A 14,466-nucleotide genomic window follows, 5' to 3' on the forward strand; every position below is an offset into this window, starting at 1 on the left:
GGATTGGGTACTGGGTATTGGGAAAATTCTTCCCTAATCCCCAGTCTCCAGTCCTTAGCGATGCGCCAGTGCTTGTTCTTGTCCTTGCAGCCAACCTGCATTATCATTTTTGAAGGGTGAGAGGGCGCGTAAACGTTCTACAATACTGGGCATTACCTCTATGACTCGATCGATTTCAGCTTCTGTGGTGTAGCGACAAAGACTGAAGCGGATGGAACCATGCAAAGTTGTGTAGGGTAAGCCCATTGCCCGCAGGACGTGGGAAGGTTCCAGAGAACCGGAGGTGCAAGCAGAACCGGATGATGCACAGATACCGTATTTGTTCAATAACAGTAGAATTGCTTCACCTTCAATGTACTTGAAGCCGATATTGGTCGTGTTTGGCAATCTCTGCGTAACGTCACCGTTAACTACACAATCGGGAATCGTAGCAAGTAAAGTTTGTTCGAGGCGATCGCGCAGCCTTCTTTCTTTTGTGGTCGCTTCTTCTAAGTGTAACAGTTCTAGTTCCGCAGCTTTGCCCAAGGCGATAATTGCTGGAACATTCTCTGTTCCAGCTCTACGTCCGCGTTCTTGGTGTCCCCCAAGAATAAAGGGACGGAACCGAACCCCACGCCGGATATATAAAGCACCAATTCCTTTAGGGCCGTGCAACTTGTGACCAGACAGGGTTAACATATCCACGGTGCTAGTTTTCATATTTAAGGGGATTTTTCCCACTGCTTGCACCGCATCTACATGGAAGATAGCGCCATATTCTTTTACGCGCAACCCAATTTGCTCAATTGGGAAAACCGTGCCGGTTTCATTATTAGCATACATAATTGTCACCAGGGCGGTGTTACCCGTCAAGGAAGCTTCTAGTTCATCTAGATCCAGCTGCCCTTGATGGTTTACTGATAGATAGGTAACACTGTAACCTTGGGTTTCTAATTGTTTGCAGACATTGAGTACTGCTGGATGTTCAACTTGGGTGGTGATAATATGTCGCTTTTCTGGTTGCGCCAACAGTGCGGCTCGAATCGCCGCGTTATCTCCCTCTGTTCCACAACTTGTGTAGACAATTTCTGACTCATCGGCTCCCAGGATGGCTGCAAGTTGTTCTCTTGCTGTTCTCACTGCTTTACCGACTTGCCCACCAAAGGTATGCATACTGGAGGGATTGCCGTAATAATCTGTCAGGTAAGGTAGCATTACCTCTATAACTTCTGAGTCTACCTTAGTGGTGGCATTATTATCGAGATAGATGCAGTTATTTTGCATTGTTGTCTTCAATTAAGAATTACGAATTATTTAAGCTTCAGATCCCACTGATTGGGATTGACGCTTTTGCAACTGTTCGGAGTATTTCTGAGAATAGCTGTTAAACCAACGCTCCCAGTAATCTTGTTTATTTGTTAATTTAGCAACTACACGGTTGTAATTGGTAAACCAGCCTTCCCAATAATCGCTAGGCTGCTTAACGCAACCGTCGCAGGTGGGACAACCAGCTTTACACTGAGGCGTGGTATGAATGCTACCAATACAATTTGTACAAAGTTCAGGGTCAATCCAGTGCTGTCCGTCAACCACTTTAACTGCATTTGTGGGACATACAGATAGACAGAGATTGCAGGAAATACACTGGCTAGTAAGAATTTTATAAGCCATGATTTATTCTCCTTTTTTGGGCTAGGGGAATGGGGAGTGGTGAGTGGTAAGTGGTAAGTGGTAAGTGGGGAGCGGTGAATATTGAAATTTCCTACTCCCTACTCCCTATTCCCTAATTCCCTAATTCCTTAACGTATTGCTCGTAAAACTCCAAAGCAACCTTCTCAATCACGTCGTAAGCTTCAACACTCTGTATTCCAGCTTTTTGCAATTTTTCTTGAGGACTGTTACCAATCTTGGAGGTTAAAACTGCTTTGCAATCTGCGATCGCTTTCATTATATGCTCAAAAGAAGCTTCCTCGCCGTATCCACCTTGGCAGTATTGGTCAATTTTGCGATGACCGACAAAGCGAACTTCATTACCATCCACTTCGTAAATTTGGAATTCTTTGGCATGACCAAAGTGCTGGTTAACCAATCCGCCGCCTTTGGTTGCTACTGCAACTAGGACTTTGGGATTGTTGGCAAATTTCTTGCCGACTAGCGCCTTGTCTTTGGCTACTTTCAGTTCTTCTTTAAACTTCTCAATACCGTCGTGAACTTCTTGGCGTTTCTCCATGTCGTATTCTGGAGTCATTTCCAAGAATTTCTCTTTGGAAAATTCCTGGCTGCGGTCTTCTCCCAATAATCCGACTGCATCGGCACGGCACTGGCGACAGTGACGCATCATTTTCATGTTACCAGAGCAGTTGTCTTGAACTTCTTTGAGTTCTTTGGGTGTGGGGCCGCGTTGACCGGTTAAACCGAAGTGTGTGCCATGTTCTGGTGCAGAAATCAATGGCATGATGTTGTGCAAGAATGCACCTTTTTCACGAATGACTCGATTCACTTCAACTAAGTGCTGGTCATTAATTCCGGGAATCATCACGGAGTTAACTTTGCACAAGATGTCAGCATCTTTGAGGGCTTGCAATCCTTCCATCTGTCTTTCGTGGAGAATTTTTGCACCTTCAAGACCTCTGTAACGCTTGCGCTTGTAGTGAACCCAAGGATAAATCTGAGCACCAATCTCTGGATCTACCATGTTAATGGTGATCGTCACGTGATCTATATTTAATTCTTTAATGCGATCGATGTAATCCGGCAGCATTAAACCATTGGTTGATAAGCACAGCTTGATGTCTGGTGCTTGCTCTGCAATCAACTCAAATGTGCGGAAAGTCTTATCTGGGTTAGCCAGTGGGTCGCCAGGGCCGGCAATTCCCACAACTGTCATTTGGGGAATCTTACCACCAATGACCAAAGCTTTGTGTGCTGCTTGCTCTGGTGTTAGCAACTCGCTAACTACTCCAGGACGGCTTTCGTTAGCGCAATCATATTTGCGGTTGCAATAGTTGCATTGGATGTTGCAAGCTGGAGCAACTGCAACGTGCATCCGCGCGTAGTGGTGATGAGCGTCTTCGCTGTAGCAGGGATGTTTAGCAATGCGTTCTTGGAGCATTTCATCCCTTTCCACGGTGGCGCTACTGGTGCTGTCGCAGCCGCAACCACCTGATTTTGCTTGGGTTGTCGATTCCGTGGCGGTAGAGTTGAGGAGTCGTTCAGACGATGATGTCATTGAGTTTTGCAAAAGGTCGGTGGACTTGGCTGCCACTGTGGGAGATGCTATTGCTACTCTCTCATGCCCAAGAATTGAAGTCGCGTCTTCCACACTGCCTGCAAACCCTTGGGTTCGGGCGACTTGTTTTCAAGTAGGGCAGGCGATAGATATTTGATGTTCGGCTGGTGTGTGTCAATGTTCGGTTCTTGGGTAGAATTTGTGCTTACAGCCGCGACTTCTATTCACTTCAGGCATGGTGCTATGTCATCCCTCCACTCACTCGTCGCTTTGTTTTGTTTCAGAGCGTTAAGTGATTGGCGATATAAGATTTATAGCAGCCATCTCCCAGCCAGATGTTGCGTCTCTCTAGGATAGAATTTATTGGATTTATTACATTTGTACTCAAATACTAAAAACCCTAATTCTTCAAGCATTACAAGAATTAAAAAAGTTTTTTTCAGGTAGGGGTTCTAGTATTTTTTGGTTGGGGTTCTAGTGTTTATAGATGGGGGTTCAGGATTTCTTTGTACTCAGCTAAAACCCAATCCCAGCAATAACTTTAACTAAATTAAAACCAGGTTTGGGTTATTTAAATGTGTACTCAAATTGTCCTCAATTTCCGTCAAAAGCAATAAATGCCAAGGGTTTGAGGGTGAAAAACTGGAGTAGTCTAGATCGTTCTACTCCAGAAACGTGCGAAATTCAATTCTGTATCTAACATATCATTTTTTTGAGGGTAAAAATGCAATTCATATTTTTTTAATTTTTGCTTTAACAATGATATTCACTTGTGGTTCTAAGTCTTGTCTGGTAAGCCATATAAGCTGTTCCAAATAGGTGTGTTGCTGCACATATTTTTCAAAAAACTTAACTTTGAACTCCTTTTTTTTCATTCCCACAATGAGGAGATGGGTAGGAAACTCTCAGATTTTGTGTTTGAGAGAAGCAACAAACTATAATCTAACATGATTGAGCGATCGCAATGAATTTTCTGAATTGCTCACTACAAACCTTAGCAAAAACCTAACCATCTTTCCGCCTTAGAAGGGGAAAACTTTAAAGTCTTTCTTCTTTTAAGAGAGAGGTTTTCCAGATACTGCTCTTTGTTGCTGATACTATTTAGCTACAATCAAACCAAGCGTCAAAAAATCTTCGTTATGATCGCTATTTCCCAACAGCCGCCAAAAATGACCGTTGAGGAATATCTTGAATGGGAACCTCAGCAAGACCTTCGCTACGAATATGCCAATGGCGAAGTGTTTGCCATGACAGGCGGTACAATTCCCCATAACGACATTGCACTAAATCTCTACAGACCTTTGTACCCTCATTTGCGTTCCAGGGGTTGTAGAGTGAATGTGTTAGATGTGAAAATGCAACTCACTGCCCAGAGCCGCTACTATTATCCTGATGTTATTGTCAGTTGCGACCCTGAAGACGTCAATGCTCGCAACTTTATTCAACATCCCAAGCTAATTGCCGAAGTTCTTTCCCCAGGTACAAGCGCGAAAGATCGGGGTGAAAAATTTACTTATTATCTGACAATCCCCAGTTTGCAAGAGTATATCTTGATTGACTCGGAAAAAATCTCTGTTGAGCGTTTCTGTCGGGGTGAAGGTAGGATGTGGCTTTACTATCCCTACACGGCTGGAGATATCGTCACTCTATCGAGCATTGAATTTGAGTGTCCAATTGAATTGCTGTATGAAGGTGTTGTATTTACCACTGAAGAATAAAGAGAATGTTCCGTGTTAACTTTTAAGCAACTGCATAGCCAGTATAAGGTCTTAACTCCGGTGGACGAAAGCCAAGGACGATATGTTCTTTAGGAATTCCAGCCCGTTCTAAATCGGCGGCAATGCCTTCTTCAGTGCCATCCCGTTGAATCCAGATTTTGCCATCAATTAGGTCAATATGAACCAGACAGCCGTGAATGCGGCGATCGTCATCCCAACCTAGATCCATCCACAAATAGCGATCGCGGCTTCGATCAAACACCACTTCTGATTGAATATTGGCATAAGAATAGGGTAGTGAAGCATATTCACTGAGGATAGTTTCAATCACCTGGCGATAGTCGTCTAATTTGGTATAATCCATTGCTTAATAACCTCCTGTTTTGGATCGAATGTAATTAGCTTGAAACGATGATTTTTCAGTAACAGTTTTCCAATAGGTTCTTCAAATAAATCATCAAAAATACTGTTAGATATTGCAAGATATAGTACTCGTTCTGGTTCCAATTCAAGCAATATATCTTGATATAAAATATATTGACCCAATGCTTTTTCTAAATCATCAACATCTGATCTCCCGGTAAAACTTTTAATCTCAACTGCAATTTTAAATTCTGCTTTTTGTGCTGCCAACAGTTGTCTAGCACCTAAATCAACATACAAATCTTTTTTACCAAACTTCAGAGTCAGTGGGTCATGAGTAATTGTCCATTTTTCTTTAATCAAAGCATTTTTTACATTGCTGTGATAGAGGTCTCTAGCTGGCATATAGGTGTAGTTTTAGACTGATATTTCTATTTTAGGGAATCTCTAACTGCGCCTAGCATCTTTGTTAAATGCCATGCGTATGCATAGACATCGCTACACTAGATTCATAACGAAAAACAGGCTGTCTGAGTTGTGTAAGTCAAACAGGGTAGCAGGAGGAATGCGATGAAAGCACAGGTTATACGTCGGTATGGCGCAGCTGAGGTGTTGCAGTATGAAGACGTGGAGCAGCCGAAAATTGAGCCAACGCAGTTACTTGTGAAAGTTCGTGCTAGTAGCGTTAATCCCATTGATTGGAAAATTCGCAAAGGGATGTTGAGCTTAATTACTGGCAGCAAATTCCCAAAGATTCTGGGGTTTGATGTGGCGGGAGATGTCGCAGCAGTTGGTTCTGCTGTCACCCGTTTTAAACCAGGAGATGCTATTTATGGCAGTACTAGCTTCCCTGGAGGAGGGTATGCCGAATTTGCAGCTGTTCCAGAAAATTTGGTGGCGCTCAAACCAACGAACTTGTCTTATGAAGAAGCTGCGGCTGTGCCCTTAGCAGCGCTCACAGCTTTGCAAGCATTGCGAGATCAAGGAAATATTCAAACAGGACAAAATGTCTTGATTAATGGTGCTGCGGGAGGTGTAGGCAGTTTTGCAGTGCAAATTGCTAAGGCTTTAGGGGCAGAGGTGACGGGAGTTAGCAGTACCAAAAACTTGGATTTGGTGAAATCTTTGGGAGTAGACCGCGTGATTGATTATACGCAACAAGATTTCGCCCAAGATACAGCGCAGTATGACATTATCTTTGATGCAGTGGGTAAGCGATCGCTCTCTCAAACAAAAAGAGTCCTCAAACCCAATGGAATTTATATCACCACACTACCCAGCCCCGAAGTCTTTTTAGAGAGCGTCTTAACGGCGTTCCTTCCAGTTCAAAAAGCTAAATTTATCCTACAAAAACCCAACACACAAGATTTGATTTATCTGAAAGAATTGATTGAAGTGGGTAAAATTCGTGTGGTGATCGATCGCACATATCCCTTACAAGAACTAGCGGCGGCTCATGGTTATAGCGAAACTGGGCGTGCAGTGGGAAAAATTGCGTTGACGCAGCCCGTCGTAGACATCGCAGTTTCTAGTTGACTTTCCAAACATAGTCTCATATCGTGTCCGGCTAAAGACTTATCATTTAGACCGTAGTTCTTGCTGGGGGAAAGAGACGTTTCCGATTTTTGCACAGATGCGGTAATCATAAGTGATTAACCGGACTTGATATCAGACCTTTTTAATTTTTGGACTTCGGCGTAAGCGTTCAGTAGAACATTGTTACAGTTATTTTCAGGTCAATAGACCACGCGGTAGGGGCACAGCATTCCTGTGCCCTAACGACAGATGTGGTTCAAATACATGAAAATTGCTGTAAAGGATTAAATCCAAAATCCAAAATTTAAAATTCGTTGAGTGGTGCTACTTGACCTTTATAAACGAGATGATATTATCAAAGCCATTTCCAAGGGATTTGTAATCACCACTAGTATAGTCACGGCATAAACCACCAGTTTCATGTTGGCACACACATACCCCTGTACCTGATGGTACACTTAATGAACTAATAGTGTCATTACCAACAATATTTAAGTCACCTCGGTTAGCTTTGTATATTGCTGGAGTTGTAGGAAAAGACTGGGAAATTCCACCAAAGTTAGGGTCTCTGTAGACCCTAACCAGTTGTCACCGCGTATAGGAGAGCTTATAGATAGTGCCACTGTAGTCATCCGAAATTAACAAATTACCTTGCCCATCTACTACCATATCCACGGGTCGCCCCCAGGTTTCTTGCGTTGCTGGAACTACCCAACCGGTGACTAAATCTATCTCTTGCTCTGGGGTCTTTGTCGTACTGTTCCAGGGAAAGTAAGCTATTTTGTAGCCCGTTTTATTCTGCCGATTCCATGAACCATGCAGCCCTATCACTACCCCATTTGAATATAGGCTGGGAAAGTTGGTATTTTGTAAGAATGTTAGTCCCAAAGGAGCTGAATGGGCCTGGATACCCTTGCTAATCTTGTCCATTATTGCATTACAATTAACCTTTCCATCACCATTGAACTGATAGTCCCAGTTAAATGGCATATTGTTGAGGCCGTTTGACGTGTCAGGATTGGGATTGCAGAATGGCCAACCGTAGTTACCGCCATCTCGGACTTTCGTGAACTCCTCTGGTGGATGGTTGTCTACGTAGGAGGGAACAATCTTACCGTAATTGCCACTGCTATCGTTGAAGGGATAAGCGATGTTATCTCGATTATTAACGACTACCCAAAGGTCATTTGTGCCAGGTAAGAATGCTAACCCTTCAGCATTACGTAAACCTTGAGCAAAAAGCCGTTGATTGGTTCCATTAGCGTTGTACTGGTAAATTGCACCACGCTTTGGGGTACTGACAGTATCTTCCTTACAGGCATTGCACAAAGAGGCGATCGACACGTACAGTTTGTGGTTGTAATCAAGTGCGATATTTTTCAGTTCGTGACCATAAACGCCTTTGAGTTCCGGTGTGCTGCTGTCTGGTAAGCCAGTTACAACGATTTGACGATTTTTCGCGATTAAGTCTCCAGAGTTGTAGATGAAGCGGTTAATTTGATGACTCTCAGAGATATAAATGTATGTGGTGTTGTCAATCTTATGAAACACAATGTCGTGTGGTTTGCGTAGACCTGTGACGAAGTCAGAAATAATTGGGTCTTTGCTGCCATTTGACCGGACAATTAACACTTTACCGGAACTGGGCTGTGATACTAGAATATCTCCATTGGGAGCAACTGCCATAAAGCGAGCTCTATCAATGCGAGCATAAACAGAGACGGAGAAATTGGGCGGCACTTTCAAGTAACGGTTAGTATCAAAAGGCCAAAAGTTCATTGTACTAGGCACTTTCAGTTTGGTTTCAACAGATGCAGCGGGTGGTTGGGCAATCGCTGCGGTGGTGAGAACCTCTAAGGACATCAAACTAATTAGCGATGCGGATAATATGCGTCCAAGTATCTGTGTTGGTTTTAGAGTAAATGCAACCATTTTGAAACTTCCCTCTAGCTTAGTAGCGATCTATGTTACATATAATTCTCGGCTAGCCGACTTTACCGAGAGTCTGAACAAGGCTAACTCAAAGGTATTATTCTTTTTAAACACTTAAAATATCTTTATCTACTGCTATTTTTTCTAACTTATCAAAAAATGGGTGAACTGAGAGTTATAAAAAACAAAGACAGAGCGATCGCACTTTCCAACTAAAATAGTCCTCAAGCTAGCTAGCCTCGAAACCATTATCCAGAGGGTCTTAACAGCGTTCTTTACCAGTCAAAAAGCCAAGTTTTTGTTTGAAAAACCCAAGGCTGAGGACTTGCTTTTTCTCAAATAGTGGTGATTGATTGCACGTATCCCTTGGTATAACTGGCTGTGGTTCATGGTTGTAGCAAGAGTGAGCGTGCTGTGGGGAAAATTCAAAGTCTCTCCTAAAAGGAGAGAGATTTAGAGAGAGGTTTTCCAGATACCTGTGAAGTTTCTGCAATAACTCTGAAATCTGGAAACATTACTCAAGCTAGTGGATATACTCGTAATCAAACTCTGAACAGAAGCGAGTATTATGCTGGACTGGTTAGCTATTTGGGGTGTAACTCAGGCCGCCGGGTTGATTTTTAAACCCATTTTGGAAGACTTAGCCAAGGATGCTGCTAAAGATTGGGCTAAAGATTTATTAAAAGGTATCCCTGGCAAGATTGTCCAGAAACTTAAGAAGGAAGACATAGAAATTGCTGCTGGGAAAGCGTTAAAGGAATTTTTGCAACTCATGCAGCAGCAGTTAAAGGTTCGTTGCAAACTTACTGAAACTGAGATTAAAGACTACACCATAGACATCCAGAAATTTATCAGCGATAAGTCGGTTACAGAAATTCTTGGTAAGGCTTTTGATATTAATTGTGAATCTCTAGACGCTAAAACCCTAGAAGATAGTTGGAATAGGCTGCAATTAAAACCTCTGCCAGCTAAGTTTAACTGGCAATCACTTACAGAACAGTATTTTACACAAGTCCAAGAACTTCTTTTAGATTCAAAAGATTTACACCATATCCTAGAATTACAAAAGTTATCTGATATTGAAATCAATACCAAAGAAATTGCTGGTGTTATTGTAGATTTTAATTTAACTAAATATCAAGAAGGAATCCGTGAGTGCTATGGCAATCTCAAGTTAGATAGCTTAGATACTAGCGGCTATGCCTATAACGAACTTAAATTATGGCGGATTTTTACTGCTCAAAATGTCCGGGAAGCTCATCAAGTATTACCACAAGTTCACGAACTGCCTAAAGAACATCTCAGACGGCTGCGAGAAAGTGACCAAGTAGAAGCAGAAGTGGAATTAGCAGAATTAGAACGCCACAAACGGGTTTATTTTGAACAGCCGATCCGTTCAGTCTTAGATGTTGTCAATAAAAAGCAAGATTATAAAAATCTTGTGATTTTGGGCGATCCTGGTTCAGGGAAGTCTACATTGTTGCAATTTCTGGCTTTGAATTGGACAGAGTCTCCACTGGATAATGTTATCTCATTACCAATTCCGTTGCTAATTGAGTTACGCACTTATATGCGGCGACGGGAAGATAAGGAGTGCAATAATTTTCTCGAATTTTTTCATCAATGTAGTGGTGCTGTTCATCATCTCAATCAGCTTGAACTAGATAAAAAATTAAAAGCTGGTAATGCCTTAGTGATGTTTGATGGTTTGGATGAGGTATTTGACCCTGGTAAACGAGAGGATGTAATTACTGATATTCATCGCTTTACTAATGACTATCCTGATGTGCAGGTAATTGTCACTTCTCGGATTATTGGCTATAAACTGCAACGATTGCTTAATGCTGAGTTTCGCCACTTTATATTACAAGATTTAGACTCAGAACAAATTCAGGATTTTATCTACCGTTGGCATGAGTTAACTTTTACCGATGCAGTTGATAAAGTGAGAAAACGGGAACGGCTAACAAGAGGAATTGAAGCATCCAAATCTATTACAGAATTGGCGGGAAATCCTCTGCTGTTGACGATGATGGCAATTCTTAATCGGAATCAAGAGCTACCAAGAGATAGAGCCGAGCTTTATAATCAAGCATCGCGGGTACTGCTGCATCAATGGGATGTGGAACGGGTTTTGATAGAAGATAAGAGGTTAGATCCGAAGACGATTGATTATAAAGATAAGCAAGCGATGCTGCGTCAGGTTGCTTATCTTATGCAAACTGGTGAGAAAGGTTTGGCAGGTAATTTGATTAATGAAAATGATTTAGTCAAAGTTCTGACTGATTATCTCAAAACCATAGAGTTTGATAAACCTAGAGAAGCTGCGCGGGTGATGATTAATCAACTGCGGACTCGCAACTTTATGTTATGTTTCCTGGGTGCAGATTATTATGCTTTTGTGCATCGGACATTTTTAGAATATTTCTGTGCTTGGGAGTTTGTCTGGCAGTTTAAAGAAACGCAAACGCTGACTATTGAGGAACTTAAGAATGAAGTTTTTGGCAAACACTGGCAAGATGAAAGTTGGCATGAAGTCTTGCTGCTAATTGCGGGAATGATTGAGCCAACATTTGTTGGGGAAATTCTTGAGTATTTAATGGCGCAAGATGGCTAAGAGGAAAAGTTTGTTAATCTTTTTTTAGCGGCTAAGTGTCTTGTAGAGGTGAGAAATCGCTTGCTAATCGCACCAATAGCTAATAAATTATACAATTCTCTGAAAGATTTATTTGGATATGGATATAGCAATAATTATCAGGCTTCAGGTAAGCAATTTGATCTAATTCAAAAGATTCGTACTCAAGCTGTTGCAGTAATTACAACTACTTGGAAAGATGACCCTAAAACTTTACCGTGGCTCAAAAATATTGCTTATTCCTATAGAAGTTGGCATATACAAAATACAGCAGTGCAAGAGTTAGCTAGGGAGTGGAAAGATGACCCTGAAACTTTATCATGGCTCAAAACCTGCTCTCTGTCTCTTAATCCTGCTGTACGATTTGGAGTAGTACAAGCATTAGCTAGAGGTTGGAAAAGTGATCCCGAAACCTTACCTTTTATCAAAAACTGCGCTCAATTTGATTATGATTGGTCTGTGCGACGGGTAGCATTAAAGCAATTGGCTTGGGGATGGAAAGATGAGGCTTGGATGTTTGAATTTTTGTTGAGTCGCTCTATTAATGACCCTTTTAAGCGTATGACAACTTGGCAAACCAACCCTCGGCAGATTGCACTGGAGATAATTATCAAGCAATTTCCTCAGCATCCCCAGACTTTAACACTGTTGCGCGATCGCACAGTGAATGACCCAGATGAGCAAGTGCGGGAATTTGCTCAGAAGAAGTTAAAGCAGTGGAAAGGGTAAATATAAGCTGATTATATTCTCAAGAAAATCAGGGAACTCAAAAGCTTGTTGTTGCAAACAGGGTTTAGTTATAAACCTGCAAAGGTTAGCCACAGCAGGAAACCTCTGCTCATCCTGCCTCCCCTTACGATTTACTATTCACAGTAGAAACCGCAAAAGAAAGGCTTACTATTATCTATGTCACAATTGAGGAACAGACAATAAACCCAACCAATGAACAAGCACAAGCCTCTGTGCGAGTCTGCCAAATGTTATCCAATACCTACAAAGATATTCACCTGTTTCGTTTTGATATCCAAACTAAAGATATATATATTTTGGCAGGTGAAAATCTTCAAATTATCATACCCCATAATGGAAACTGGAGGTTTTTGAATGAAACCGAACTTTGAAGCGATGACTAGCAAAGAACTAACAGCTTATATACTGGCACACCGAGATGATGATGAGGCTATTCGTGTCTTGTTTAGTCGCCGCAATCCTCCCGATTCGGAAGCAACCTGGTACGGGCCAATGGTGACAGCAGACGGTACACCAATTGAAGAAAATATTCGCATTGCAGAAGAAGCAATTAGGCAACGCATTGAGCAAGGAAATCAAAGAAGCCCTAGCGAATAGAATTCGCGGCTACACAGACAAAACCCACCTCCGTGGGTTTCAAATTTTTTGAGTCGGCGCAGGCGAACTTGGTTTGTGTAGCCGCGATTTATAATTGCTCATTGACGAGAAGCTTATGAATAAATATACAATTGTGATTCAATGGTCAGAAGAAGACCAATGTTATGTGGTTTTGCTACCTGAGTTTACTAATATAATGTAGCCTTGTACTCACGCAGAGACTTACGAAGAAGCTCTGAAAAATGCTCAAGAAGTTTTATAAATGCTAATTGAATCATCTTTGGCTGAGAGTGAAACTCTACCAAAGCCAAAAACACTAGTAAAGTCATTAAAAGTAACGTTGTAAATCAGTAAAATTAAATAAAAATAGGTAATCTCATGACTACATCTATAAATACAGCCAAAGTCTACGATGAAATTATAGAGTTTATTGCTGCTGGAACCACTCCCCAAAGCGTTATCGATTTCAAACTCTCGGATGCAGCCAAAGACCGTTTAGAGGATCTCGTTTACCGCGCAAAAACTGAAGGTCTTACAGGAAGCGATAAGCGAGAGTTAGATCATTTCCTCACGCTAGAGCATATTATCAGGTTGGCAAAAGCTAAAGCTCATCAGTATATTAACCCTAAGTAAGTATTCAAAATGCCTCGTCTATATATTAATGCAGAACTGCGGCGTTTAGTTGCCGATCGCGCTACCTATCTATGCGAGTATTGTTTATATCCAGAAGTAGAGGGCTTAAGTGTCAAGTTGACCATATAATCAGCGTCAAACACGGCGGCGCTACAACAGCAGATAATCTCTGCTATGCCTGTATTTTATGTTACCTGCAAAAAGGGACGGATTTGGGGTCAATTAATTGGCAAACTGGCGAACTTGTGAGGTTTTTTAACCCACGCAGAGACTTTTGGGGTGAGCATTTTCGACTTGATGAGGCTGTAATTGTGCATCAAACAGACATCGGTGAAGTTACCGCACGCATCCTAGATTTTAACGGGGATGAAAGACTTGTAGAACGACAAGCTTTGATTGCATCTGGTCAGTATCCCTCAGTATTGGCGCTAAAACAGATAAATAAATAGGTTATGATGTGCGATCGCTCTTATCAATGGGAATTCTATACTTAGCAACACTTGCTACTTTACCACTAGAACTCCCAAGGTAAATATACAATGTCCTATCAAAATATTACAGCGTCCCTTTCTCCACAAGATATCCAAGAAATTAAAGCCGCGCTACAGAAAGTTCAACAAAAGCTCCCCTTTTTAATTACTCTCAGCACAGAAGAACGGCGGAAACTGGTAAAAATGGGCGATAAAAGCCTAGCTTTTGTGAATAATAGCGTCACTGCTGCTCAGTCTAACCGCGAAATCCTTCCAGCCACTTTTGATGTTGAAGAACTTGTTCAGGATTATCAATTAGCCGCAGCGCTGACCGAACTTTTAATCTCAATCCAGCAACTCAGCGAACAGGTAGATGATACCCTAATGGCAGTCGGTAGTGAAGCTATGACTAGCAGTTTAACAGTTTATGATTACGTGAAGACAGCATCGAAAAAGACTCCAGGCTTAAAGACTGTCGCTGAACAGTTAGGCGAACGTTTTAAGGCTATCAAAGGTAGACCGACTAAAGCTGCATCTGGTTCTTGAGTCTTTGATACTCATTAATGAGCCTTTGAACTCCATTAATGAGTCTTTGAACTCCATTAATGAGTCTTTGAACTCCAT

General features: G+C 41.8%; 13 protein-coding genes and 2 pseudogenes. 9 read left to right on the forward strand and 6 right to left on the reverse strand.

Annotated elements, in window-relative coordinates; genetic code table 11:
* Positions 1-54: 54 nt before the first annotated feature.
* The 3 genes from nifS to nifB all read right to left on the reverse strand — a co-directional run bounded on the left by nifS (position 55) and on the right by nifB (position 3,208).
* The gene (gene nifS, locus ACFE93_RS03225) at positions 55-1,263 is read right to left on the reverse strand and encodes a cysteine desulfurase NifS (RefSeq protein WP_375471992.1); all 1,209 of its coding nucleotides are present in this window, start codon (positions 1,261-1,263) and stop codon (positions 55-57) included.
* Positions 1,264-1,293: 30 nt separating this feature from the next.
* Positions 1,294-1,650, reverse strand: a complete 357-nt coding sequence (locus tag ACFE93_RS03230; protein ID WP_375471993.1) for a 4Fe-4S dicluster domain-containing protein — start codon at positions 1,648-1,650, stop codon at positions 1,294-1,296.
* 112 nt (positions 1,651-1,762) lie between these two features.
* Positions 1,763-3,208: a nitrogenase cofactor biosynthesis protein NifB gene (nifB, locus tag ACFE93_RS03235; protein WP_375471994.1), complete on the reverse strand. Its 1,446-nt coding sequence runs from the start codon at positions 3,206-3,208 to the stop codon at positions 1,763-1,765.
* A 1,139-nt stretch (positions 3,209-4,347) separates the two neighbouring features.
* Here nifB and ACFE93_RS03240 point away from each other — a divergent pair.
* Positions 4,348-4,926 (forward strand): Uma2 family endonuclease, encoded by a 579-nt coding sequence (locus ACFE93_RS03240; RefSeq protein WP_375471995.1) that lies wholly within the window; start codon positions 4,348-4,350, stop codon positions 4,924-4,926.
* A 22-nt stretch (positions 4,927-4,948) separates the two neighbouring features.
* Here the strand turns inward: ACFE93_RS03240 and ACFE93_RS03245 are convergent, their stop codons facing one another.
* Together ACFE93_RS03245 and ACFE93_RS03250 are read right to left on the reverse strand one after the other, a co-directional pair.
* Entirely contained in the window at positions 4,949-5,290 is a 342-nt protein-coding gene (locus ACFE93_RS03245; protein ID WP_375471996.1) for a XisI protein, read from the reverse strand.
* Complete coding sequence (locus tag ACFE93_RS03250) at positions 5,272-5,694, reverse strand: element excision factor XisH family protein (RefSeq protein WP_375471997.1); 423 nt, start codon at positions 5,692-5,694, stop codon at positions 5,272-5,274. Before ACFE93_RS03250 ends, ACFE93_RS03245 begins: the two co-directional genes overlap by 19 nt.
* A 165-nt stretch (positions 5,695-5,859) precedes the next feature.
* On the opposite strand from ACFE93_RS03250, the gene ACFE93_RS03255 reads away from it, so the two are divergent.
* On the forward strand, positions 5,860-6,825 hold the full coding sequence (locus ACFE93_RS03255) for an NAD(P)-dependent alcohol dehydrogenase (protein ID WP_375471998.1): 966 nt from the start codon (positions 5,860-5,862) through the stop codon (positions 6,823-6,825).
* A gap of 588 nt (positions 6,826-7,413) precedes the next feature.
* On the opposite strand, the gene ACFE93_RS03260 is transcribed toward ACFE93_RS03255, so the two are convergent.
* Complete coding sequence (locus ACFE93_RS03260) at positions 7,414-8,757, reverse strand: PQQ-dependent sugar dehydrogenase (RefSeq protein ID WP_375471999.1); 1,344 nt, start codon at positions 8,755-8,757, stop codon at positions 7,414-7,416.
* A 568-nt stretch (positions 8,758-9,325) separates the two neighbouring features.
* Here ACFE93_RS03260 and ACFE93_RS03265 point away from each other — a divergent pair.
* The 7 genes and pseudogenes from ACFE93_RS03265 (at position 9,326) to ACFE93_RS03295 (ending at position 14,388) form a co-directional block, all read left to right on the forward strand.
* Positions 9,326-12,121 (forward strand): annotated as a pseudogene (locus tag ACFE93_RS03265) (NACHT domain-containing protein).
* A gap of 200 nt (positions 12,122-12,321) precedes the next feature.
* Positions 12,322-12,513 (forward strand): DUF6888 family protein, encoded by a 192-nt coding sequence (locus ACFE93_RS03270; protein WP_375472006.1) that lies wholly within the window; start codon positions 12,322-12,324, stop codon positions 12,511-12,513.
* Positions 12,497-12,739: a DUF6887 family protein gene (locus ACFE93_RS03275; protein WP_375472000.1), complete on the forward strand. Its 243-nt coding sequence runs from the start codon at positions 12,497-12,499 to the stop codon at positions 12,737-12,739. Before ACFE93_RS03270 ends, ACFE93_RS03275 begins: the two co-directional genes overlap by 17 nt.
* Positions 12,740-12,854: 115 nt before the next feature.
* Positions 12,855-13,085, forward strand: a pseudogene (locus ACFE93_RS03280) (type II toxin-antitoxin system HicB family antitoxin).
* Between the two features lie 32 nt (positions 13,086-13,117).
* The gene (locus ACFE93_RS03285; RefSeq protein WP_375472001.1) at positions 13,118-13,372 is read left to right on the forward strand and encodes a hypothetical protein; all 255 of its coding nucleotides are present in this window, start codon (positions 13,118-13,120) and stop codon (positions 13,370-13,372) included.
* A 212-nt stretch (positions 13,373-13,584) separates the two neighbouring features.
* On the forward strand, positions 13,585-13,821 hold the full coding sequence (locus ACFE93_RS03290) for a hypothetical protein (RefSeq protein ID WP_375472007.1): 237 nt from the start codon (positions 13,585-13,587) through the stop codon (positions 13,819-13,821).
* A gap of 90 nt (positions 13,822-13,911) precedes the next feature.
* Positions 13,912-14,388 carry a hypothetical protein gene (locus ACFE93_RS03295; protein ID WP_292866902.1) on the forward strand — a complete coding sequence of 159 codons (477 nt, stop codon included), beginning with the start codon at positions 13,912-13,914 and terminating at the stop codon, positions 14,386-14,388.
* Positions 14,389-14,466 lie beyond the last annotated feature (78 nt).

It is taken from the genome of uncultured Nostoc sp. (assembly GCF_964247315.1).
Lineage (GTDB): Bacteria > Cyanobacteriota > Cyanobacteriia > Cyanobacteriales > Nostocaceae > Nostoc.

What these genes read in the sequence shown, in the direction of transcription:
- nifS (WP_375471992.1), bottom strand. Translation starts at nt 1,263, where the DNA reads ATGCAAAATAACTGCATCTATCTCGATAATAATGCCACCACTAAGGTA.
- ACFE93_RS03230 (WP_375471993.1), bottom strand. Translation starts at nt 1,650, where the DNA reads ATGGCTTATAAAATTCTTACTAGCCAGTGTATTTCCTGCAATCTCTGT.
- nifB (WP_375471994.1), bottom strand. Translation starts at nt 3,208, where the DNA reads ATGACATCATCGTCTGAACGACTCCTCAACTCTACCGCCACGGAATCG.
- ACFE93_RS03240 (WP_375471995.1), top strand. Translation starts at nt 4,348, where the DNA reads ATGATCGCTATTTCCCAACAGCCGCCAAAAATGACCGTTGAGGAATAT.
- ACFE93_RS03245 (WP_375471996.1), bottom strand. Translation starts at nt 5,290, where the DNA reads ATGGATTATACCAAATTAGACGACTATCGCCAGGTGATTGAAACTATC.
- ACFE93_RS03250 (WP_375471997.1), bottom strand. Translation starts at nt 5,694, where the DNA reads ATGCCAGCTAGAGACCTCTATCACAGCAATGTAAAAAATGCTTTGATT.
- ACFE93_RS03255 (WP_375471998.1), top strand. Translation starts at nt 5,860, where the DNA reads ATGAAAGCACAGGTTATACGTCGGTATGGCGCAGCTGAGGTGTTGCAG.
- ACFE93_RS03260 (WP_375471999.1), bottom strand. Translation starts at nt 8,757, where the DNA reads ATGGTTGCATTTACTCTAAAACCAACACAGATACTTGGACGCATATTA.
- ACFE93_RS03275 (WP_375472000.1), top strand. Translation starts at nt 12,497, where the DNA reads ATGAAACCGAACTTTGAAGCGATGACTAGCAAAGAACTAACAGCTTAT.
- ACFE93_RS03285 (WP_375472001.1), top strand. Translation starts at nt 13,118, where the DNA reads ATGACTACATCTATAAATACAGCCAAAGTCTACGATGAAATTATAGAG.
- ACFE93_RS03295 (WP_292866902.1), top strand. Translation starts at nt 13,912, where the DNA reads ATGTCCTATCAAAATATTACAGCGTCCCTTTCTCCACAAGATATCCAA.